Genomic DNA, 24,047 nt, shown 5'->3' with positions numbered 1-24,047 from the left:
GAAGTGTAATTAGGAGCTTTCTTTCGTGAAATTCCTTGAATTATGAGCCAAAATTAGCCTTATGTTACATCTACGTATCTGTAGTTGTACTTGTGCATGTATAGTTAGATTTTAATGCCTATTTAGGTATAGGAGATATGGAGCGACCATGTCCGGTAAAGATTTTGAACCCATTGGTAGACGTAAAAGACGCGCTGCTGAGAAACCGTCATCCTCTTCACGCCGCCGTAGACGCCGCGATGATTATGATGAAGATCTCTATGATGATGAAGATATTGATGATGAATATCTTGATGATGAAGACGATGAAGAAGAGCAAATGACCAAAAAAGGCTCAAAAAAGAACAAACCTCGCAAGAGTAAATGGCGCTGGTTCTGGCTGCTAGTTAAATTAATGCTGGTACTCGCAGTAATACTGGCGGCTTACGGTTTTTATCTAAACCAACAAATTAAAGAACGCCTTGATGGTAAGGTGTGGGACTTGCCTGCAGCGGTATACGGACGCATGGTAAATCTTGAGCCGGGTATGGATTACAGCCAAGCTGAAATGACCAACCTGCTCGAAGGGATGCAGTACCGTAAAGTCAGCAAAATCACCACGTCCGGTGAGTTTGTAGTGAAAGGCAATACCATTGAAATTTTGCGTCGTCCATTTAATTTCCCAGACCAAAAAGAGGGGCAAGTCCTCGCGCGTCTGGTGTTTGAAAATGGCATGTTAAGCAAGATTGAAAATATTGAAAATGGGCGCTCATTCGGTTTCTTCCGTTTAGATCCGAAACTGATCACCATGATGCAATCTGCGAATAATGAACAGCGTTTAGTGCTGCCAATGGCGGACTTCCCTGAATCCTTGGTGAAAATCCTCCTCGAAACGGAAGATAGAAACTTTTATGAGCATGATGGTGTTAGCTTATATTCTATCGGCCGTGCGGTGGTGGCGAACGTCACTGCGGGTCGTTCCGTGCAGGGGGGAAGTACCTTAACGCAGCAGTTGGTGAAAAACCTATTTTTAACTAACGAAAGAACCCTGAAACGTAAAGCTAACGAAGCCTTAATGGCATTGATTTTAGACTACAATTACAGTAAAGAACGTATTCTTGAACTGTATTTGAATGAGGTCTATTTAGGGCAAAATGGTAATGATGAAATTCGCGGCTTCCCGCTGGCGAGTTTGTATTACTTTGGTCGACCAATCAATGAGTTAAGTTTTGACCAACAAGCGTTGCTGGTGGGAATGGTGCAAGGTGCATCAACCTTTAACCCGTGGACTAAGCCACAAAATGCGATTAAACGCCGTAATATTGTGCTTAAAATTCTCGAAACCCGCGGTGTTATCGATAATGAGATGTACCAAGTTCTGAGTGCTCGACCGCTCGGTGTGAAAAATAAAGAGGGATTAGTCGCATCTCAACCCGCATTTATGCAGATGGTGAGACAAGAACTGAGCGAGAAGCTTGGGGATAAAGTTAAAGATCTCTCTGGCGCGAAAATTTTTACCACCTTAGATCCTGTGGCGCAAACGGCAGCGGAAAATGCGGTAGAGTTCGGTGTGGCTGATTTACGTAAAGCACGTAAATTGGATGATATCGAAGGTGCCATGGTGGTTGTCGACCGTATTAACGGCGAAGTGCGTGCAATGGTCGGCGGCTCTGATCCTCAATTCTCAGGTTTCAACCGAGCACTGAATGCCCGTCGAAGCATTGGTTCTTTAGCAAAACCACCGGTTTATTTAACGGCGTTAAGTGAGCCAGACCGCTTCCGCTTAAATACGTGGTTATCCGATGAACCGCTGACTATCAAAGTCGGTAATCAAAGTTGGAGTCCACGAAACTATAGCCGTAACTTCAATGGCCGTATGATGCTGGTGGATGCATTAGCGAAATCACAAAATATTCCAACCGTAAACTTAGGGATGGAAATTGGTCTCGACCAAGTGATGAATACGTTTATCCGTCTGGGTGCGCCAGAAAGTGCGATGGAAAAAGTGCCTGCGATGTTATTAGGTGCGGTGAACTTAACGCCAGCTGAAGTGGCGCAAGTATACCAAACCATTGGTGGCGAAGGTAATCGCGCAAAATTATCTGCATTACGTTCAGTGATTGATGGTGATGGCAAAGAGCTGTACCAAAGTTACCCATCCGCAGAGCGTGCCGTACCATCTCAAGCTGCTTATTTAACGCTATTTGGTATGCAGCAAGTCGTGCAGCAAGGGACTGGACGCGTATTACTGAATAAATATGGTAAATACAATCTGGCAGGTAAAACGGGTACCACCAACGACCTGCGTGATAGCTGGTACGCGGGTATCGACGGTAAGGAAGTGGCTATTGTCTGGGTCGGTCGTGATAACAACGGACCAACACAGTTAACAGGCTCAACAGGGGCATTACGCGTTTATCAGCGCTATTTAGATAACCAAACGCCACTAACACTGATCAACCGAGCGCCAGAAGGGATAACCGACATGCGCGTCATGATGGATGGTCAATTTAGCTGCTCCGATTTAGGTGGCGGCAGAATGTTGCCAGTCTGGACAGATGATCCGCAAAGCCTATGCCAAGGATCAGCATCGCAAGATCCAGCATGGAATTTAAATGGAAATAATGAGGCGCCACAAGAGGATACCGCTCCTGACTGGGTTAAGGATATGTTTGGCGATTCTCCATCCAATTCTCCGTCATCCCGCACGCCGTAGCGTTGTTGGCTGCACTCGGATACTCGGGTCACATACTTATGTATGCTCCCCAAGATGTCTTTGCTCACCGCCTTGCCACAACATGAACTATTTAGAGAATTGCATTGTTCATGTTGTGCCTGCGTTGACATAGTGTCATTGCTGGGGAATGTTTCCTGAGAACTCCTCGTTTGCCGCCTAGCTACAGCGTACGGGATTTAGGAGAATGTTGAGTTTGGTTGGAAAAGAAAACAGATCAAAAAATAGATCTTAAGAAATAGATAAAAAATAGGCTCAGTCTTTGCAGATTGAGCCTATTTTTATGGGTGTGCGGGGATTATTCGGCTTTGATTTTTGCCAGTGCAATTTCCGCGGCATCGATGGTACGTTGAATATCTTCATCGCTATGGGCGATAGACATAAAGCCCGCTTCGAAAGCAGATGGGGCGAGGTAAACGCCTTCTTCTAACATGTAGTGGAAGAATTTCTTAAAGCGATTTACATCGCACTTCATCACGTCTTGGTAGCATGTTACTGATTCGGCGTCAGTAAAGAATAGACCAAACATCCCACCCACATGGTTGATTACCATAGGCACGCCTTGCTCTTTAGAAACACGAGCTAAGCCACGAGCCAGCTTATCGGTCAGCTCCGTTAAGCGTGCATGAACCCCCGGTTGAGAGACTTCATTTAAGCAGGCTAAACCCGCCGCCATGGCAACAGGGTTACCAGAAAGTGTACCTGCTTGGTAAACAGGGCCGATTGGCGCTAATTTTTCCATCACTTCATAGCGACCGCCAAAAGCGCCTACTGGCATACCGCCACCGATGATTTTACCTAAACAGGTTAAATCCGGTTGTACGTTGTAGTGATCTTGAGCGCCACCGAGTGCAACACGGAAGCCTGTCATCACTTCGTCAATGATCAGCAGTGCATTGAATTCATCACATAATGCGCGCAGACCCGGCAGGAATTCTGCGGTTGGTGGAACGCAGTTCATGTTGCCCGCGACAGGTTCAACAATCACACATGCCACTTCTTCTGGGTAGTTTTCGAAAGCTTGGCGCACAGAGGCTAAATCGTTGTATGTGCAGGTTAAAGTATGCTTAACGAAATCTTCAGGTACGCCTGGAGAGTTAGGCTCACCCATTGTCAGTGCACCGGAACCTGCTTTTACTAATAGGCAGTCAGCGTGACCGTGGTAGCAACCTTCGAACTTAATAATTTTATCGCGACCTGTATAACCACGAGCAAGGCGGATCGCGCTCATGGTGGCTTCAGTACCGGAGTTGACCATACGGATCATATCGATAGATGGGACTAATTCGCACACCAGTTTTGCCATTTCCACTTCAGCAGCCGTTGGCGCACCAAAGCTTAAGCCTTTATTGACGGCTTTAATCACCGCATCGCGGATAGCAGGATGGTTGTGACCCAATACCATTGGACCCCAAGAACCCACATAATCAATGTAAGCTTTGCCATCGACATCATAAATGTAAGCGCCATCAGCGCGCTCGATAAATAACGGGGTACCACCCACACCATTAAAGGCGCGAACCGGGGAGTTAACACCGCCAGGGATCAGCTGTTGGGCTTCATTATATAATTCTTCGGAATGGTGCATTGCAGGGCTCCTGAAAAGAGACTAAATAAAAAGTTGCCGCTATTCTAAAGCACAAGGGCGATTAAACCAATGCTATCAATCACAATGATGGTTCAATCATAAGGATGAATAGTAACTCTGTGCTCAATTGTGTAACAACACTTGAACCTATGAGTCATGTGACGGATAATTGAGAAATTGATCTAAGTAGGCGTTGCCTTACATATGAATTTACCGGTCACCGGTCTGGAGTAATAAATGAGTGATGATGTAGCTCTGCCTCTGCAATTTACCGATAAAGCAGCAATCAAAGTCAAAGACTTAGTTGCCGATGAAAATAACCCAAACCTGCGTCTGCGCGTCTATATTACGGGCGGTGGTTGCAGTGGTTTCCAATATGGTTTTACCTTTGATGATCAAATCAACGAAGGGGACATGACCATCGAAAAACAAGGTGTCGCACTGGTTGTAGACCCAATGAGCCTGCAATATTTAGTGGGTGGAAGTGTGGATTACACCGAAGGGTTAGAAGGGTCGCGCTTTATTGTGACGAATCCGAATGCAAAATCCACTTGCGGATGTGGTTCGTCGTTCAGCATCTGATCTTTCGTTATATTTTGCGCTGTGGCGGTGTTGGCTTCGTTCAGCTACTCGGGTCACATACTTATGTATGCTCCCCGAGATATCCTCACTTGCCGCCTAGCCACAGCACAAACTATTTAGAAAGATTATTTCGTGAGATTTTAAACGAAAAAAATTAGTTTAATTATCTTATTGTCCTGTTGTATTAATTCTGCTCAAAAAATCCTGCTGTAATCTTAGATTCTTAACTTCTTTTCTTAGTTTGGTAGTGCGTTTAGTTGATCACATAGCTGCTCGGTGGCATTGATGATGCGGGGGCCGGCGCGGTGGAACCAATCCTCATTTAAGCGAATAATGGGAACATTGAGTTGGGTGCCCCAGAAAGCTTTGACGGCATTTTCTTGCTCGGGTGAGCCAGTCATGATGATGGCATCGGGCTTGCGAGTGAGGACTTGCTCACGGCTGACTTGAGGCCATTGTACTGCGCTGTTTTCAAAAATATTCTGAGCGCCGCAAGTCTTAACCACATCATTTTGAAGAGTATGATCACCAGCACTAAATAATGGCTGAGTGCCTAATTGAATAAATAATTGCTTAGGTTTCTTATTATTATCTAATTTATCTTTTTGCATCTTTAACGTGCTGCGCATTCGGGCGATATTTTTTTCTGCCACTTCTGGGTGAGGGCTGTATTGTGCAAGCGCCTCTAGTGAGGAGATAACCCCATCAATGCTTTGCGAATCAAAATAGACAATTGGAATCCCCAACGACGCCAGCTGATCCAATGGTCGCTGTGGATTACCGCCTCGCCACGCCAAGATCAAATCCGGCTTTAAGGCAATAATCCGCTCCACATTTAAGCCTTGCCAATCCGCAACTTGTTCGAGTTTTTGGGCTGATTCCGGATAATCGGAATAGGCACTCACGGCAATTAGGCTATCCTCCAACCCCGCGGCATAAGCCAGCTCCGTATTGGCAGGGGATAAACTAATAACTCGGGATTTTGGGGCGGCGAATGCGCTACTGACTAGGCTTAAGAAAAATAGAAAACCAATCAGTGAGCGCATGATTTTGGTCGTTAGATTCATAGCATTACTTCACAAAAAGGTATTAGAAAAGGCATAAATGAAGGTCAGTTATGCCTTAAGAGAGTAAGAAATAAATTACGCTAATGCCGTGACAATTGCAGTAACCATCAGGGATGATTGACGTGCAGCGACAGGTAAGAACTCGTCAAAGCTAGTGTGGGACTCTTTATCTGCCACATCTGAAATTGCACGAACCACCACAAAAGGCACGTTAAACTGGTAGCAAACATGGCCGATAGCCGCGGCTTCCATTTCAACGGCAGCAACGTTCGGGAAGGTAGCTTTGATGCGCGCTAAAGGTTCGGCGCCATTAATAAAAGCATCACCGCTGCAAATTAGACCGCGCACCGCATTCATATCTAGCGCTTTGACACATTTTTCGGTCGTTTCAATGAGTTTTGCATCGGCAATAAATGCAGGTGGGCACTGCGCCATTTGACCAGGTTCATAGCCAAATGCGGTGACATCCGCATCGTGATAGCGAACTTCCGTAGAGACAACAATATCCCCAACATTTAAACGTGGATCTAAACCGCCCGCTGACCCTGTGTTGATCACCACATCTGGTTTACAGTGTTCTAACAGTAAAGTAGTACCGATTGCCGCAGCGACTTTACCGATGCCTGATTTTAATAAAGCAACATCAATGCCGTTCATTTTTCCTGTATAAATTTCACAGCCAGCAAGGCTCAATGTTTGGCAACCTTCGATTTTTTCGCGCAGGCTCGCAACTTCTTGCTCCATCGCACCTATGATACCGATTTTCATTATGTCATACTCACTGTTGATTAATTAGACACTTATGTCGTAGATGGCTAAAGTGTAACATTGAAAGGTGGGTTTTCCTCTGCCTTTTCTTTGAGGATTCAGGAATAAAACGGTAAGGCGCAGAGGCTAGCATGGCGGGAAAAGAGATTAATTTTGTTAAAAAACTGAGTTTCCAACGTAACTACATGAGTAGTGGAAAAAATCAAAAAGTCTCACCCGATGATGAAGATGCCGTAAACCGTCTCTTTGAAAGTGACCGTGGGCGGATTATCAATTCCGCTGCGATTCGTCGTTTACAACAGAAAACCCAAGTTTTTCCCCTTGAACAAAACTCCGCGGTACGCAGCCGTTTAACCCATTCTCTTGAAGTCCAACAAGTTGGGCGCTACATCAGCAAAACGGTGTTGGGTGAACTGAAAAAGAAAAAACTGCTTGATGAATATGGTTTAACCGACCGTTGTGATGCCTTTGAAAGCCTCGTGGAAATGGCGTGCTTAATGCATGATATTGGCAACCCACCGTTTGGGCATTTTGGTGAAGCGGCGATTCAACGTTGGTTCAGTAAATTATTATCGCCAGATTATCTATTCACTCCTGAATCGCCAGATCCTTGTAAAATTAAAGCGTTGCAACTAACAGGTAATGAAAAGCAGGATCTCTTCCGTCGTCAGCTTAAGCGTGATTTATGCGCGTTTGAAGGGAACGCACAAGGGCTGCGTATGGCTCACCGATTACTCAAACTGAATTTAACCTACGCGCAAATTGGCTCTATTTTGAAATACACTCGCGGCGCTTATGACCTTGAGCCTATCCCGCCTGAATTTAATTATTTAATGAAAAAACCAGGCTATTACTGGTCTGAAGCGGATTTTGTCAGCGAGTTAAGTAAAAAGTTGGAAATGGGCAAATATTGCCGTTTCCCGCTCTCCTATATCATGGAAGCCGCGGATGATATCTCTTACTGTATTGCGGATTTAGACGATGCAGCAGAAAAGGGTATTTATACCGTTGAGCAATTAATTGGGTACCTAAAAGCGGAGTGGGGTGAGGTAAAATCAGGGGATCTCTTCGATCAAACCATCCTGCGCGCATTCAATAATATCAGCGATAACCACACAAGGCGCATTCAGCAAGATCAGTTTTTCATGTATTTACGCGTCAATATTACAGGAAAACTTGCCCATTACAGTGCTCAGCGGTTTATTCAAAACCTGCCTGAGATTTATCACGGCAGTTTTAACAGCGCGTTACTTGAAGATAAAAGCCAAGAGCATCGCCTATTAAAAGCCTTAAAAACAGTGGCCTTTAAGCATGTATTTAATCACCATGAAGTGGAAGAGTTAGAGTTACAAGGCTACCGAATTATCAGTGGGTTATTAGATATTTACAGCCCACTGTTGATGATGGATAGAGCGGATTTTGCGGCATTAGTGGCGCAAAATTACCATAAACACTTTTTTATCGAAACTCGCCTATTTCATAAGTTATCGAATAAACATCGACTCTCCTATAACGAAGCCTTAGAAAAAATCTCAGTCACCAGTGATGCGGATAAATCGATGCTAGAGTTTTATTATCGAGCCAGGCTGCTCCAAGACTACATTAGCGGAATGACTGACCATTATGCTTATGAAGAGTATCGAAAATTTATGGTGACGAATTAACGTTGATAAAAAAAGTCAGTATATAGCGTGACAAAAAAACTAAGTGGTCACTAATTTTGGTAAAAAAATGCTATGATAGCCCGCTAATTTGTCTACCCAATTATCAGGTAGTCGCAGTGATAAAGTAAGCCGTTATACAGCAAACACGGACTTACCAACCTGCGGCTTGAAATAGAAATTATTTAACCCCGTTTAGTGACTACTTATGGCCCAATTTTACTCGCCAAATCGCCGCACCACCCAACGCCGTCAAATCACGGTTCATGTCGATAGTTTAGATGCCGCTGGGCAAGGTGTAGCCCGCCATGATGGCAAAGCCATATTTATCACTGGTTTATTACCCGGGGAAGAGGCTCAAGTCGAACTGACTGAAGATAAACGTCATTTTGCCAAAGCCAAAGTTATTAAACGTCTCAGTACCAGCTCTCAACGTGTGAAACCCCGCTGCCGTTATTTTAATCAATGTGGCGGATGCCAACAGCAGCATGTAGAGATTGGGCTTCAACGCGAAAGCAAAGCGCAGGCTTTACAGCATTTAATGGGACGTGAAACTGGGTCTGTATTGCCACCTATCTCGGTGATTGGTGGTGAAGAATATGGCTATCGCCGCCGTGCGCGTTTAGGGCTGCAATATCAAAATAAATCCAATCACTTAATGATGGGGTTTCGCCAAAACCAAACCAACACGCTGGTGGACATTAAAAGTTGTTCCGTATTACACGCGGAACTTGATGCTCTGCTAACACCATTGTCCAGTTGTTTAAATCAGCTATCGATTGCCAGCAAATTAGGGCATGTTGAACTGATTCATGGGGATAATGGCAATCTTATCCTGTTACGCCATTTAGTCCCTGTTGACGCATCTGATAGAAAGCGCTTGCGAGAATTTGCCAAATCTCATGCACTCAGTATTTGGTTAGCCGGGAATGAAGGGCAGTTAGTCCCGCTTGAGACTGACTCCCCGTTACCTGAATATCAGGTGGCGGATGAAACCCTACAATTTAGCCCTGCCAATTTTATTCAAGTGAATGGCGAAATTAACCAGCACATGGTGGCGCAAGCTTTAGCATGGTTGGATCTAAGTCTTGAAGATAGGGTATTGGATCTTTTCTGTGGAATGGGTAACTTTACGTTACCCATTGCCCGTTTAGCAAAAATGGCGGTTGGCGTTGAAGGTGTTGAAAATTTAGTCACTCAAGCCAGAAGTAATGCCCAGCGCAACTCAATTGAGAATGCGGCGTTCTATAATGAGAACTTGGAAGAGCAGATCCACACTCAGCCGTGGGCGCAAGAAGGTTTTAATAAAGTGCTGCTAGATCCTGCTCGAGCAGGTGCCGCTGGCGTAATGGAACATTTAATTAAACTGATGCCAGAAAAAATTGTCTATGTTTCTTGTAATCCAACAACGTTGGCAAGAGACAGTAAAGTTTTACTTGAAGGCGGGTATCAGTTATCTCAATTGCGGATGTTGGATATGTTTCCGCAAACTAGTCATCTGGAATCTATGGCGCTATTTGTTCGTAGCCCAGAGGTGTAACAGGTAGGGAGAATATATGGTTGCAGTAAGAAGTGCGCATTTAACCCCAGCAGGTGAATTTGCCCCCGAAAAGTGGGTTAATGATTTGGGTTTGAATAACAAACAATCAGAAGAAAAACTCATCCATACCTGGCAGTATTGCCACGATAAATTATCGGGGCAGGATATTGCGCCTCTGCTACTGTGGCGCGGCATTGAAATGACCGAAATTTTATCCACGCTCAGCATGGATATCGGTAGCTTACAAGCTGCGTTACTGTTCCCTCTGGTTGAAGAGGGAAAACTCGACGAACAATCCGTTATTGATGATTTCGGTCAATCCATTCATGCGCTGGTGAAAGGCGTGATTGAGATGGACGCTATCCGCGAACTTAAAGCCACGCAATCTAACGAAACCAGTTCCGTGCAGGTGGATAACATCCGCCGTATGCTGCTGTCGATGGTGGAAGACTTCCGCTGCGTGGTGATTAAACTCGCCGAGCGTATCGCCCATTTACGTGAAGTCAAAGATGCCAGCGAAGATGAACGCGTCTTAGCGGCAAAAGAGTGTTCCAATATTTATGCGCCGTTAGCAAACCGCTTAGGGATCGGGCAATTAAAATGGGAATTAGAAGATTTCTGTTTCCGTTATCTGCACCCTGATGAATACAAAAAAATTGCGAAATTGCTGCACGAGCGCCGTATTGACCGTGAAGAGTACATCGACAATTTCGTCAGCACGCTACGTAAATATATGCTCCAAGAGCAAATCCAAGCGGAAGTGTACGGACGACCAAAACACATTTACAGTATTTGGCGCAAAATGCAGAAGAAATCCTTAGCATTTGGCGAATTATACGATGTGCGAGCGGTGCGTATCGTGGTTGAACGCCTACAAGATTGTTATGCGGCATTGGGGATTGTTCATACCCATTTCCGCCATTTACCTGATGAGTTCGACGACTATGTAGCGAACCCAAAGCCAAATGGCTATCAGTCAATTCATACGGTGGTTTTAGGCCCAAATGGTAAAACCTTAGAGATCCAAATCCGTACCCGCCAAATGCATGAAGATGCAGAGCTGGGCGTTGCGGCGCACTGGAAATATAAAGAAGGTGCAAGTGGTGTCGGTAAAGGCAGTAGCTACGAAAACCGTATTGCATGGCTGCGTAAACTGATTTCATGGCAAGAAGAGATGGCGGATTCTGGCGAAATGCTGGATGAAGTGCGTAGCCAAGTGTTTGATGACCGAGTCTATGTGTTTACGCCAAAAGGCGATGTGGTGGATTTACCTACAGGTTCAACACCTCTCGATTTTGCGTATCATATTCACAGTGATGTCGGCCACCGCTGTATTGGGGCGAAAATTGGTGGGCGCATCGTGCCATTTAGCTACCAATTACAGATGGGTGACCAGATTGAAATTATCACCCAGAAACACCCAAACCCGAGTCGTGACTGGCTCAATCCTAATCTCGGTTACGTGACGACCAGCCGTGGACGGGCGAAAATTCAAAACTGGTTCCGTAAACAAGACCGCGACAAAAACATTCTGGCGGGGCGTCAAATTCTCGACAGCGAATTATCCCATCTGGATATCAGTTTACGAGACGCAGAAAAACAGTTGATTGCCCGCTATAACGTGCACTCACTGGATGAAGTGTTAGCGGGAATTGGCGGTGGTGATATTCGTATCAACCAATTGGTTAACTTCCTACAAGCTAAGTTTAATAAAGCGACGGCAGAGGAAGAAGATCGCGCTGCGATGAAGTCGCTGGAGAATAAATCTGGCGTACCAAGAGCGCCATCCCACGGCAGTGGTCGCGTGGTGGTTGAGGGCGTCGGCAACCTGATGCACCATATTGCTCGTTGCTGCCAGCCAATTCCGGGGGATGAAATCGTCGGCTTTATTACCAAAGGTCGCGGAATTTCGATTCACAGCGCGGATTGTGAACAGCTTGCAGAGCTACAAAGCCACGCGCCAGAGCGTGTCATTGATGCAGTTTGGGGTGAAAACTACTCGAGCGGTTACTCGCTAGTGGTGAGAGTGATAGCCAATGATCGCAGTGGATTGCTGCGCGATATTACGACGATTCTGGCAAACGAAAAAGTCAACGTGTTAGGGGTAAGCAGCCGCAGCGATGTGAAGCAGCAGCTCGCCACCATCGATATGACCATCGAGCTGTATAATATCGAAGTGCTGGGAAGGGTGCTTTCAAAACTGAATCAGTTGGCGGATGTTATTGAGGCGAAACGCCACTCTTCCTGATTTTCTTCATATTTTGAGCTGTAGGGGTGTTGGCTGCATTCACTAACCCTAGTCACATACTTATGTATGCTCCTAATTTTCTTCATATTTTGGCGTGCAGCGTTGTTGGCTGCGCGCGTTCGCCCTAGTCACATACTTATGTATGCTCCTAGGGTCTTTCTTACTTGCCGCCTAGCTGCCCATCCAAACTATTTTGAAAATATCCTCTCTGTCGTTTACTGAACTAAAACTTAAAAGATTTAGCGTATTTAATTTAATTTGGTTAAGGTATCAACCTCATTAAATCACCACGTAATAATTTTTGATAAGGGTTAAATATGCAGCAGGGCAATAAACAAATTGAACGGTTACTCACTATTATGACGCGTTTGCGTGACCCGCAAAATGGCTGTCCGTGGGATACGCAACAGACGTTTAAGACCATAGCCCCTTATACCCTTGAAGAAACCTATGAAGTTCTAGATGCCATTGAACGAGAAGATTTTACTGACTTAAAAGGCGAGTTGGGGGATCTCCTCTTTCAAGTGGTGTTCTACGCCCAAATGGCACAAGAGCAAAATCTATTTAATTTTGATGATATTTGCCAAGCTGTCAGTGACAAACTCGAACGTCGCCATCCTCATATTTTCGACGAAAATAACCAACTCAGTAGCCAAGAAGTCATTGCAGGCTGGGAACAACGTAAAGCCAAAGAACGAGCAGAGAAAGACCAATACTCGGTATTGGATGATATCCCAAATGCACTTCCTGCCTTAATGAAAGCCTATAAAATTCAAAAACGTTGTGCCTCAGTCGGTTTTGATTGGGATACGCTGGGCCCCGTGGCAGGCAAAGTCACCGAAGAGTTAGCGGAAGTGATGGAAGAAGCCACTCAAGCAGTCGTGGATGAACAGCATCTTGAAGAAGAAATTGGCGATTTGTTATTTGCGACCGTCAATCTCTCTCGCCATTTAGGGCACAAACCTGAGCTTGCCTTACAAAAAGCGTGCAGTAAATTTGAGCGCCGTTTTCGTGAAATCGAAAGACGATTAGCCAAAACTGGCAAATCGACAGAAACTGCTACACTTGATGAGATGGAAGCATTGTGGGTGTCTATCAAATTAGATGAATGACCCAATCCAGGCTGCTAAATTTTGCAAAGAATGCTTGTCGATAATGATAGTCATGGATTGAAAGAGTTATTCAAAATCAAACAATCGGCAAAATGATGTTTTTTCAGTGATAGATTAAGCTGAAAGGATTTAGCATTTACACAAAAATGTGTTAATCTTGCAAAACAGTTGAATAGCGCCCTAGAAAGTGACTATTTATCAAACGATAAATATTTTTATTTTTAACTTGCTGATTTATTTAAGGTATTAATGAAAACTGGCCTTATTGAGCTTAGAACATTTGTAGGAGATTTAAGGTTCGGGTATACTGTTTTCCCGTCCTGTTATATCCATCATCTTTTAAACCTAAACGTTCAGGTTCAGCATGAAAACTAATTATATTTTTGTGACCGGCGGGGTCGTATCCTCTCTGGGTAAAGGCATTGCCGCAGCCTCCTTGGCGGCTATACTCGAAGCCCGTGGACTCAATGTGACCATTATGAAACTGGATCCCTACATTAACGTAGATCCAGGCACAATGAGCCCAACCCAACACGGGGAAGTTTTCGTTACAGAAGACGGCGCTGAAACTGACTTGGATTTAGGTCATTATGAGCGTTTTATTCGTACCAAAATGACACGTCGCAACAACTTTACGACTGGACGTGTTTATTCTGAAGTCCTGCGCAAAGAGCGTCGTGGCGACTACTTAGGCGCGACCATCCAAGTTATTCCTCATATCACTAATGAAATCAAAGATCGCATCATCCGTGGTGGTGAAGGTCATGACGTTGTATTAGTCGAAATCGGCGGTACAGTTGGTGATATCGAATCTCTGCCATTCCTAGAAGCTATTCGTCAAATGGCTGCGGAAGTGGGCCGTGAGCGCACACTGTATATGCACTTAACATTAGTGCCATACTTAGCGGCTGCGGGTGAAGTGAAAACAAAACCAACACAGCACTCAGTGAAAGAGTTACTGTCAATTGGTATTCAGCCTGATGTGCTGATCTGTCGTTCAGATCGCGTCATTCCTGCGAATGAGCGCGCGAAGATTGCCCTGTTCTGTAATGTTCCAGAAAAAGCGGTTATCTCTCTGAAAGACGCAGATTCTATCTATAAAATTCCTGGCATGCTTAAAGCTCAAGGTTTGGATGAGTACATTTGTAACCGTTTCCGCCTTGAATGCAAAGAAGCTGATTTATCTGAGTGGGAACAAGTTATTTACGAAGAAGCCAATCCAGCTGGTGAAGTCACCATTGGTATGGTGGGTAAATATGTTGAATTACCAGATGCATACAAATCAGTTATCGAAGCGCTGAAACATGCGGGTCTGAAAAATCGCTTAACCGTGAATATTAAGCTGATTGATTCTCAAGATATCGAAACCCGTGGCGTTGAGCTACTCAAAGATCTGGATGCGATTTTAGTCCCAGGTGGATTCGGTTCTCGTGGTATTGAAGGGAAAATTCTGACGGCACAATATGCCCGTGAGAATAAAATTCCTTACTTAGGTATTTGTCTGGGAATGCAAGTGGCGCTGATTGAATTTGCACGTAATGTTGCGAACATGAAAGACGCGAACTCCACTGAATTTGATGCAGATTGCAAATTCCCAGTTGTTGCGCTGATTACCGAATGGCGTGACGAAGATGGCAACGTTGAAGTGCGTTCTGAAGAGAGCGACCTTGGCGGTACAATGCGTGTTGGTGGTCAGCAATGTCATTTAACCGATGGCAGCTTAGTGCGCGGTATGTACGGCGCAGAAACAATTGTTGAGCGTCACCGTCACCGTTACGAAGTGAACAATCTGCTGTTGAAACGTATCGAAGATGCGGGGCTGAACATTGCAGGTCGTTCTGTGGATAATAAACTGGTTGAAATCATTGAAAATCCAAACCACCCATGGTTTGTGGCTTGCCAGTTCCATCCAGAATTCACTTCGACCCCAAGAGATGGTCATCCGTTGTTTGCAGGTTTTGTTAAAGCCGCTGGTAAGTACCAGAAAGGTGAGTTGAAATAAGATACGGGGAAGTCGGCAATTTTCGCCAACTTCCCGAAATTTAACTTGTACTGAGGAAAACCTAATGTCCAAAATTGTTAAAGTGATCGGTCGTGAAATCATTGATTCTCGTGGTAACCCAACTGTTGAAGCTGAAGTACATTTAGAAGGTGGTTTTGTTGGTTTAGCTGCGGCTCCATCAGGCGCATCTACAGGTTCTCGTGAAGCTCTGGAACTGCGTGATGGTGATAAATCACGTTTTCTGGGTAAAGGTGTTCTGAAAGCTGTTGCGGCTGTTAACGGTCCAATTGCTCAAGCCGTTATCGGTAAAGATGCTAAAGATCAAGCAAACATCGATAAAATCATGATTGACTTAGATGGTACTGAAAACAAATCTAAATTCGGTGCAAACGCAATTCTGGCAGTTTCTTTAGCAAACGCGAAAGCAGCTGCTGCGGCAAAAGGTATGCCTCTGTATGAGCATATTTCTGACCTGAATGGTACTCACGGTCAATATTCTATGCCTCTGCCAATGATGAACATCATCAATGGTGGTGAGCACGCAGACAACAACGTTGATATCCAAGAATTCATGATCCAACCAGTTGGCGCACCGACTCTGAAAGAAGCGGTACGTATGGGTTCTGAAATTTTCCATCACTTAGCAAAAGTACTGAAATCTAAAGGTATGAACACGGCTGTTGGTGATGAAGGTGGTTATGCGCCTAACTTAGAATCTAACGCTGCTGCACTGGCTGCTATCAAAGAAGCGGTTGAGCAAGCGGGTTACGTTCTGGGTAAAGATGTGACTCTGGCGATGGACTGTGCAGCTTCTGAGTTCTACAACAAAGAAACTGGCAACTACGAGCTGAAAGGCGAAGGTAAAACCTTCACTTCACAAGAGTTCACTCATTACTTAGAAGAACTGACTAAACAATACCCAATCGTTTCTATCGAAGATGGTTTAAACGAATCTGACTGGGATGGTTTCGCATACCAAACTAAAGTTCTTGGCGATAAAATCCAATTGGTTGGTGACGATTTATTCGTAACTAACACCAAGATCTTAAAAGAAGGTATCGAGAAAGGCATCGCCAACTCTATCCTGATTAAATTCAACCAAATTGGTTCTCTGACTGAAACATTAGCTGCGATTAAAATGGCGAAAGATGCTGGCTATACTGCCGTTATCTCTCACCGTTCAGGTGAAACTGAAGACGCAACTATCGCTGACTTAGCGGTTGGTACTGCTGCAGGTCAAATCAAAACCGGTTCTATGAGCCGTTCTGACCGTGTTGCTAAATACAACCAACTGATCCGTATTGAAGAAGCTCTGGGTAACAGCGCGCCATTCAACGGTCTGAAAGAAGTTAAAGGCCAAGCATAATTTTTTGTTTGCTTAGTTTTATAAATGGGTCGAGAAATCGACCCATTTTTTTTGTCTGAAATAAATAATTTTGAAAGTATTTAAACCTTATAGATAATGCGGAATAACTCCATCTCGTCCTTTTTAATTTTTATGCTACTAATAAAGCCGCAATCAAATAGTGATTGTTTGGATAATTAACATGAATATTAAATAAGGATATTATTATGGGGAAGGATAGCCATGAGTCGCTATTTACCGCAGCAAAACAAATGCATGCATATGTGAAAAAAAATGCGGACTTAATGAAATGCGCCGCTAAAATAAAATTAGATTATCAGCGAAATGGTGCGTGGAATGAATCACTTTCGAATCGAAAAGTGGCATTAGAAGAGAAAATTACAGATATTACCTATATTAATTATAGCCACACGATTCCTTCGGGTATCGAAGGTTTAAATATCATTGAGCAAAAACAATTCTTAGCTGATTTTAAAAAAGATTTCTTAGAACATAAAAATATTGAAGTTAAAGTTCAAGGGAAAAATGATAATAATTTTTCATCGTTAAATGATGATGAATTGTTAGATGGTGCTGCATATCGAATATTACCGAAGAATTATCGTGAGCGATATAATAGCCGCTCAATGTTAATGTCTCGATTAACAGTCAATGTGAAGAAAGAATATTTTTCCGATTTAGCCAAAGCATTGATGCAACTCTATGAGAATGATCCTCATGGAAAAGTGATGCAGTCAAAAATTATGGGGCCTAAAAAATTAGGTCGAATAACGGATCAAGCGGTGATTTATTTTTCTGAAGCGAATCTACAAAGTGCGACAGAAATTAGCCAGCAACTAAAAGCATTATTACCCGAAGATGCGATGATTGAGCACGTTCCTATGGGAATGTATCGAATTGAAAAAGGCTTTTCTTATTCAGAAACTCTTGAAGGGCAATCCAGTAGCCATGGTGAATCAAGATCTGAAATGATATCTAAAGGGATTGTATTATCACTGATTTCAGATAAACCATTAGAACAAAGCCTTTCTAAAGTATTAAGGGTGCAAGGCTACGATGTGGAACAGCCGGCTTTGTTGTCTCAGTCTGTTAAGGAAACGTATTTTGATATTTCAATTACAGGCCGTGGAACGAATTCAGACAATCAGCCTAGTCCAGACATTGACAAATTTAAGCAGAACCCAATTGAATTCGCTCGCGACTACAATATTAATACCAAAATACTTAACTCTATTTTGCAAATACCAACGGAAGGAAAAATATTATTCAGTAAAAATTTTGGTAAAGGCTATCAAGTTGAATATGTAGACGCCAGTTATCGTCAAGACTCACGTTACGCCATAGATTGCTATCTTTTAGACTCAAAGGCGCGAAATAAAGAAAGCAAACGTGTCGAATATGTAGATATTCCTAAAAATCATCCGGAGAAAGAATTTTTATTTACCGGGTTATTACGTGGCGAGTCTGTTGTGGTGACTGAATTAGACCACGAAAACTACCGTGTCTATCGCGATAACCGCGCTGATGCCTCATTACTTTATGATAATGTTGTGATGGCTGTTGACGCGCGGGATTACACGATCGCGGAGCAAAATATTAGTAAAGCTAGCGCATTTATGTATTTTAATGGCAATGAGTGGACATTGATTGTTCAACCCCAACGTAATCGAATCTCCCTTAGTGCGGAGAAAAATATTGTTAGAGTCCAAAAGGCGGGGGACTATAATCTTTCCAATAGAAAGCAGCATTTTGAAAATATGAGAGAGCAACTTCATAGTGAATTAAAAATGTTGGCCAAAAAAGTTAATATAAAAATTGACGATATTCCAAATGAAGAAACTCTATCATCAGAACAACTGACCGAACCCTTTGAAAACGATTCATCATTAAAAACGTGGCTGGATATTGGCAGTCAGGTAAAACAAAAATTAGATACCCAAACTCAAGAATTAAAAAAAAATCGCCAGTTACTAGAGGAAAGTTTAATTGGTGTGACGGATATAGCACGTAAAAAGAAAATAGAAAATGCCATTGAAATGAACAAAACGATTGTCTCAATGCAAAATAAACAATATGGCGAGATTTTTTATCATTTACGTGAAGTGGAATACAGTTGGTTATGGCAACGTATTAAAACAAAGCAAGGCATGAATGCAGTTGTTAAAATTAAAGAGCTTGATCAGAATATAGAAATAAACTCGCCATATGCTTACTATTTAACAATCAATGAACGGTATGAAAATTTAATTTACCTGCATAAGTTAACGCGAAATATTCGATTTAAAAATGAATTTAATGAAGGAATAAAAAAATACAAAGACATCAGTATGCAAGGTGTCAATGACGCAGTCCCTTCACAGCAACTGAAAAAAATGTACGTCACAAATGAGTATACGGCAAGAGAACGAGGTGCGTTATATCGTGTTATTCAAGAAACAGCACATGCTGAATATATCACTAACGTATTGACGCAAACAGGGAAAATCAGCGAGTTATTTTCTGAATCTGGTAGTAAGGAAAATCGATTAATTCCACAAGATTTTTATTTATCGTTAGTAAAAAATGAATCTGGTGGGCGCTGTTACCCACTGGTAAGAGGGATGTCAGTGAGCTTAGCGCGAGAAGGGCATCTAGGTGCAGATAAACTCATTGACAAGCTATACATCGCAGCGGCCAACCCAGAAAGTCGAGATTCTCTATTATTACAAGATTCTCTGAAAAAATTACACTCTAATGTTGAAGCTGTAGAAGCCTCTTTTTCCCACGGCATTATGGGACTGAAAAAAATCCAAACCCTGCTGGATATTAAGCCTGAAACCATAATGTTTGCTGTGAATAGCAAAAGTCACTCAATGCTGATAGGTAAAACAGTGATTGAAGGGAAAGGTACTTATTACTTTTATGATCCTAATTTTGGTTTGTTTTCATTTAAAAATAGTAAGTTGCTTTTTTCATGCTTAAAGAAATTTTTCAATGAAAAGAAAATGTCTGATTACTATTCAGCCTATGAAGTTGATAATAAACCGGCATTTGAATTGGTTTTTATTAATACAGATGATATGGCAAAGGTCCCTATCGGTCATCATTTAACAGTCAATGATTTAAGTACGGATGAAAAATTATCTGATTTAAGCGATAGAGGGAAAAAAGTCGAAGAATTAATTTTTAAGCAAAAAAAAATTATTGAAGACACAAAATTAAAAAGCTCACTGACAATACTGGATGCTCAGCAGTGGGGAGAAAGAATCAGTGAAGCAACAATGAAACTCACTGCGGAAAAACACGTTAATGGAAAATGGATCCCTCTATTTTCGAGTGTGGAGCAAGCAGACAATAATATATATCGAATTAAATTTATCCATGTTGATAACACCAATCTAACTCGTTGGGTTGAAACAAGTGATAAAACGTTTATCGAGTTTCACCAATATTCAATCGAGCAAATGGGGATATTCAGTCGGTATTATCGATTTGAAGAAAATGAAATGAAAGCACAGCTCAATGAAGTGAATTCTATTTCCGTTGATGGTTTGAATGCAGGGATTGCGATTCAATCTATTATTCAGTGGGTGGAAAATAGAAATCGCAATGACGTCTCAGAGAGTAAAAATTCGCCCAATTTATTTTTGGCGCTAAAAATTCATACCTACGTGAATTATTCGATGATGGCATATAGCACCGTCAATGATATGACGAAAATAAATAAAATCATCAAGCTCGGATTAAAAACGGAAAGTGAAATCAGTACAACGGAGATGAATTGCTTCTTTTCATCAATGGCAAAAACAGCAAATGAAGGGTTAGCAACCATTTTTAGTGGTGTACTCGTGGGATTTGATATTTACGAACTCACAAATGCAGACAATGATCCCGAGCGCATTATATTTGGAACTCAACTTACTTTTGATTCAGCGAGTTTTGTGACTGGCGTTGGTGGGATTGGGCTAAGTGCAATGGGGAGTGCCACGGCAGCAGCTGCATTAGGGAGCGCGAGTGTGATGGTCGCAGGGTTAGGTATTGGCTTCGTGGGGCTGGCACGTAATTTTGCGATTATTGGCGAAGATGCAAAAGCCGTCGGCCTCTATTTTTCTACGTTGGATAGCGCCTATAACGGCAATGGCTACGATTTTATGGCAGATAAAAAGTTGCTGCTCCCCAAATTTGGCGCTGTATTTAATTCGCTTAACTTAAGAAATAACCAAATTCAATTTGATAGCCAATATATTTACCGAACAAGCTCACGCTCTTCGGGAGGAGGTCGCCATAACTATATATTTTGGGCAGGAAACTTCCCAACGATGGTTAAAGACCGAGGGCAAGCAATAAATATCCGTCAGGGAATTGGCTACCAGTCAGCGATGCATGAATTAGATTTTAGTCATGCCGATTCCGTTATGTTACCTGTTATTCCTAAGTCCTATATTAAATACAATTACAACTTATGGCCGGGATGTACATCGCGTCATGATAATGGTTTTGATGTCATTCGCCGACTAGAGCAAGGCGATAATTTTGATTATGATTTCTATATTTTCCCCAGTGAAAATACTATCACACAGATTTTCCATGAATATGTAGATACTTCCATCGATGTTATTTTGGATGAAAAAAATCGTGAGTTAGTTATTCCACAGCTAGCAAAGGAATGGCATGGAAAAATAAAATATAAAATAAAAGGCTACGGTGGAACGTATAAGCTCAATCTAAATAATGGGGTTTGTATCAGTCTAACGGATGATGTGAAAAACAATCAAAATTCAAAATGGATTATAGATGCTAGTGGGCTTGAAGATTGCACAGTTAAAATTCTAAATAATCAACTGATGGTTGGTAATATTAAAATTGATGTCGATATTGACAGTGTGCAAGGCCAAATCATTGTCATTGATAAAAATAAAGAAGTGCAAGAAATTGATTTTTCATCAGCTCAGGTAATTATTTTGAGCGAAGATGAAAAAATTTGGAAAGGAAAGTCCAAAAGTTTAGAACAACATTTACAGCACTATGCGAGGCAGCACCAAACTCACCGGCAGTATATTGCTATCGATAATCATCAATACAATGGTAAGGATGTGGGGCGAGCTTTCTATGATGTGAGCAATCAGCGCTATATTTTTATTGATACTCTTGATGCTAATAAACAGTACGCTACTTTAAGTACAGTGATGGATGATACGGCTTATTTCTACTTACCAGAACAAAAACAAATATGGGAAGTGGATATTGCAACAGGCGTGGTGAATGCTGAATATCAATTAGAAAATCAAAATAATCGTCCATTTGAAATATTACAGTTATGGAAAGGTGATGGACATATTTATTTTTCATGTAAATATATTGATACCAATGAAGTTGTTAATTTTCAATTTGAGCAAAATAAAATTAGGTTAATTGGCTTAAACACAAATTCAATTTTATTAGAACAATTAGCTCAAACACCAACTCAGTTTTCGGCGATAACGCCTCAAGCATTCCTACAAAACTATATGTTAAGTAGCATTCATAAATCTAATGGTAAGCAGTCTGTGCAGATTGACGCTGATTTAGGTCAGTGCGTGACGATATCAGGGGTTGATAGTAACCAAACTTTGCATCGTTATTGGTTAAGAACGGAGGATAACCTTCTCGTTAAACCCAATCTATCCCCCTCTCTTGGTTATGGTGAAGAGCCGACCAATATCCGATTACACCAAAGCCATTGGGCTATTCCGCCAGATTTGGCATTAATGGGAAGTCTATTTGATGATAAAGGAACGGAAATTTTCTTTTTTTATAGCCGTAAAAATAAAGAACTGTATCGCCAAGAAGGCGCGGGGCAGGACATATTAAACGTGATTAAACCGACGGCATGGTTTTTAAATACCCCTCATAACTTACAAAATGTTGTATTTTGGCAAGGTAATTTATTTATGTCTGATTCGGATGGTGTCGTTTGCCAAGTCGATGCCAGCGGGAAATATCATCCCGTTGCATTAAATGAGATTTGGTTTAAAGAGCAGGTAAACTGGTGGGAAAAATTGGGCGGTTATTATTGCTGTAAAACAATCACATTGATTGGGCTAAATAAAGAAAATTCCCAGCAAGCTATTCCTGCGTGGTATTTGAATGGAAACGTGATTATTGCTCATGAATTATCATTAGAAAATAATATCCAATTTCTAGGATTAAGTGCAGATAATTCAGCTGGATTGATTTTTGATCCCATTGCTAAGAAATTGTATCGCCAGCCATTTGCGATGGAGAGTCAGTTATCTTCTGCATTTGGACAAGGACATAACTTGATTAGCGGCGCTCAGTTACCAAAAATTGTCGATGTTTACCCGAGTTTACGGTTTGATAATGTGAAAATTGTCAGCAATGGTCTGTTAATGTTTGCTGAAAGCGGTGAAATTCTGTATGTCGATATTTTAGCGAATGAATACCAATCACAAAGCGCTCATATCGGTTCTTCATTGATTATTCGTGGTAGTAAGAAAAATGACAGGTTATCACCTGCAATCATTCAGAATGTGAAAAACATCGTGTTGAGTGCCGGGGATGGGCAGGATACCTACAGGATTTCAAAAGAAGCATGGGCGTATTACCACTCCATTATTATCGATAATCATGCGCTTGATTTTCAGTTAGATACGTTAATTTTACCTATCTCGGAGAGTGAAGAGTTGGTGGTGAGCCAGCATAATGACGATTTATTTATCACCGATATGAGCCAAAATACCACGCTAGTGTTAAGGCAAGTTTTTGGCGATCAAAAACAGGCTCATCAACATTTGCAGTTACGTTTTATCAACCAAACAAAAGATGTGTCATTGGAACAATTTATTCAGCGCCACTCACTGAATTTAACGATTAATCTGGCAGAAACGCATATTGACCTTAAGAATTATCAGCGTATTGAAAGCGATGTTTATTTTTCGTTGTTGTCGGAACAAACGGCAGGTTTTGAGCAGAAAGATTCATTAGGAATGGCTCGAATGGATACGCATTGGTTACCGAGTATGACATTGCATAATAGTTTGTTTAGTCACTCACCCCAAGGGTAATTCATAAAAATGTAAGCCAGACTGAATTACATCGTTAGCTGGCTTGCAGCTCACAAAATGGTGATAGAATTATTTATCTGAACTATCAAATTGTTATATATTTCGGTTGAGGATAATTTATAGAGAAAAGTAGTAGTTAGTTATGCTTACCTATGTGTTGTCTTAAGTAATTAATTGCCATTTTTGTGAATTACCAGTGAGATTTTTACGATTTTCACCATAAAGTGAGTAAATTGCGGGGCATAGATCTCAATTTTAGGTTCTCTACATTTTCATCCCATTCAATTAACTCTATATTTTACTCCTCTTAAAAAACGATTAACAAAATTTACTCGAAAACTTAAATTGCTTCCGAGC

General features: G+C 42.1%; 12 protein-coding genes. 9 read left to right on the top strand and 3 right to left on the bottom strand.

Annotation, left to right across the window (positions count from 1 at the left end; genetic code table 11):
• Positions 1-148: 148 nt before the first annotated feature.
• Positions 149-2,695 (top strand): bifunctional glycosyl transferase/transpeptidase, encoded by a 2,547-nt coding sequence (mrcB, locus tag LDO51_RS01435; RefSeq protein ID WP_225576099.1) that lies wholly within the window; start codon positions 149-151, stop codon positions 2,693-2,695.
• A 316-nt stretch (positions 2,696-3,011) separates the two neighbouring features.
• On the opposite strand, the gene hemL is transcribed toward mrcB, so the two are convergent.
• Entirely contained in the window at positions 3,012-4,301 is a 1,290-nt protein-coding gene (hemL, locus tag LDO51_RS01430; protein ID WP_224058534.1) for a glutamate-1-semialdehyde 2,1-aminomutase, read from the bottom strand.
• 237 nt (positions 4,302-4,538) lie between these two features.
• Here hemL and erpA point away from each other — a divergent pair, with 237 nt between their 5' ends.
• Positions 4,539-4,883, top strand: coding sequence for an iron-sulfur cluster insertion protein ErpA (erpA, locus tag LDO51_RS01425; RefSeq protein ID WP_225576098.1), 345 nt, complete (start codon positions 4,539-4,541; stop codon positions 4,881-4,883).
• A gap of 236 nt (positions 4,884-5,119) precedes the next feature.
• Here the strand turns inward: erpA and btuF are convergent, their stop codons facing one another.
• Together btuF and mtnN are read right to left on the bottom strand one after the other, a co-directional pair.
• A complete protein-coding gene (gene btuF, locus LDO51_RS01420; protein ID WP_423810972.1) occupies positions 5,120-5,929 on the bottom strand; it encodes a vitamin B12 ABC transporter substrate-binding protein BtuF in 810 nt (269 codons plus the stop codon).
• 96 nt (positions 5,930-6,025) lie between these two features.
• Positions 6,026-6,718 (bottom strand): 5'-methylthioadenosine/S-adenosylhomocysteine nucleosidase, encoded by a 693-nt coding sequence (gene mtnN, locus LDO51_RS01415; protein ID WP_225576096.1) that lies wholly within the window; start codon positions 6,716-6,718, stop codon positions 6,026-6,028.
• Positions 6,719-6,849: 131 nt separating this feature from the next.
• Here mtnN and dgt point away from each other — a divergent pair, with 131 nt between their 5' ends.
• From dgt to LDO51_RS01380, 7 genes are all read left to right on the top strand, one after another.
• Positions 6,850-8,382, top strand: a complete 1,533-nt coding sequence (gene dgt, locus LDO51_RS01410) for a dGTPase (protein ID WP_225576095.1) — start codon at positions 6,850-6,852, stop codon at positions 8,380-8,382.
• Positions 8,383-8,587: 205 nt separating this feature from the next.
• Positions 8,588-9,919: a 23S rRNA (uracil(1939)-C(5))-methyltransferase RlmD gene (gene rlmD, locus LDO51_RS01405; RefSeq protein WP_225576094.1), complete on the top strand. Its 1,332-nt coding sequence runs from the start codon at positions 8,588-8,590 to the stop codon at positions 9,917-9,919.
• 16 nt (positions 9,920-9,935) lie between these two features.
• Positions 9,936-12,167, top strand: coding sequence for a GTP diphosphokinase (gene relA, locus LDO51_RS01400; RefSeq protein WP_225576093.1), 2,232 nt, complete (start codon positions 9,936-9,938; stop codon positions 12,165-12,167).
• A gap of 317 nt (positions 12,168-12,484) precedes the next feature.
• Positions 12,485-13,279: a nucleoside triphosphate pyrophosphohydrolase gene (gene mazG / locus LDO51_RS01395; protein WP_225576092.1), complete on the top strand. Its 795-nt coding sequence runs from the start codon at positions 12,485-12,487 to the stop codon at positions 13,277-13,279.
• A 364-nt stretch (positions 13,280-13,643) separates the two neighbouring features.
• A complete protein-coding gene (pyrG, locus tag LDO51_RS01390; RefSeq protein ID WP_225576091.1) occupies positions 13,644-15,281 on the top strand; it encodes a glutamine hydrolyzing CTP synthase in 1,638 nt (545 codons plus the stop codon).
• A 64-nt stretch (positions 15,282-15,345) separates the two neighbouring features.
• Positions 15,346-16,647, top strand: coding sequence for a phosphopyruvate hydratase (gene eno / locus LDO51_RS01385; protein WP_006659306.1), 1,302 nt, complete (start codon positions 15,346-15,348; stop codon positions 16,645-16,647).
• A 206-nt stretch (positions 16,648-16,853) separates the two neighbouring features.
• The gene (locus LDO51_RS01380; RefSeq protein WP_225576090.1) at positions 16,854-23,690 is read left to right on the top strand and encodes a TcdA/TcdB pore-forming domain-containing protein; all 6,837 of its coding nucleotides are present in this window, start codon (positions 16,854-16,856) and stop codon (positions 23,688-23,690) included.
• Positions 23,691-24,047: the final 357 nt, after the last annotated feature.

The organism is Providencia alcalifaciens, assembly GCF_020271745.1.
GTDB lineage: Bacteria > Pseudomonadota > Gammaproteobacteria > Enterobacterales > Enterobacteriaceae > Providencia > Providencia alcalifaciens_B.
Note: the sequence above shows the minus strand (reverse complement) of the source record. Positions and strands in the feature narration are given on the sequence as shown.

Bases quoted from the DNA above. Each gene is read 5' to 3' on its own strand.
- mrcB (WP_225576099.1), top strand. From the start codon at position 149: ATGTCCGGTAAAGATTTTGAACCCATTGGTAGACGTAAAAGACGCGCT.
- hemL (WP_224058534.1), bottom strand. From the start codon at position 4,301: ATGCACCATTCCGAAGAATTATATAATGAAGCCCAACAGCTGATCCCT.
- erpA (WP_225576098.1), top strand. From the start codon at position 4,539: ATGAGTGATGATGTAGCTCTGCCTCTGCAATTTACCGATAAAGCAGCA.
- btuF (WP_423810972.1), bottom strand. From the start codon at position 5,929: ATGCGCTCACTGATTGGTTTTCTATTTTTCTTAAGCCTAGTCAGTAGC.
- mtnN (WP_225576096.1), bottom strand. From the start codon at position 6,718: ATGAAAATCGGTATCATAGGTGCGATGGAGCAAGAAGTTGCGAGCCTG.
- dgt (WP_225576095.1), top strand. From the start codon at position 6,850: ATGGCGGGAAAAGAGATTAATTTTGTTAAAAAACTGAGTTTCCAACGT.
- rlmD (WP_225576094.1), top strand. From the start codon at position 8,588: ATGGCCCAATTTTACTCGCCAAATCGCCGCACCACCCAACGCCGTCAA.
- relA (WP_225576093.1), top strand. From the start codon at position 9,936: ATGGTTGCAGTAAGAAGTGCGCATTTAACCCCAGCAGGTGAATTTGCC.
- mazG (WP_225576092.1), top strand. From the start codon at position 12,485: ATGCAGCAGGGCAATAAACAAATTGAACGGTTACTCACTATTATGACG.
- pyrG (WP_225576091.1), top strand. From the start codon at position 13,644: ATGAAAACTAATTATATTTTTGTGACCGGCGGGGTCGTATCCTCTCTG.
- eno (WP_006659306.1), top strand. From the start codon at position 15,346: ATGTCCAAAATTGTTAAAGTGATCGGTCGTGAAATCATTGATTCTCGT.
- LDO51_RS01380 (WP_225576090.1), top strand. From the start codon at position 16,854: ATGGGGAAGGATAGCCATGAGTCGCTATTTACCGCAGCAAAACAAATG.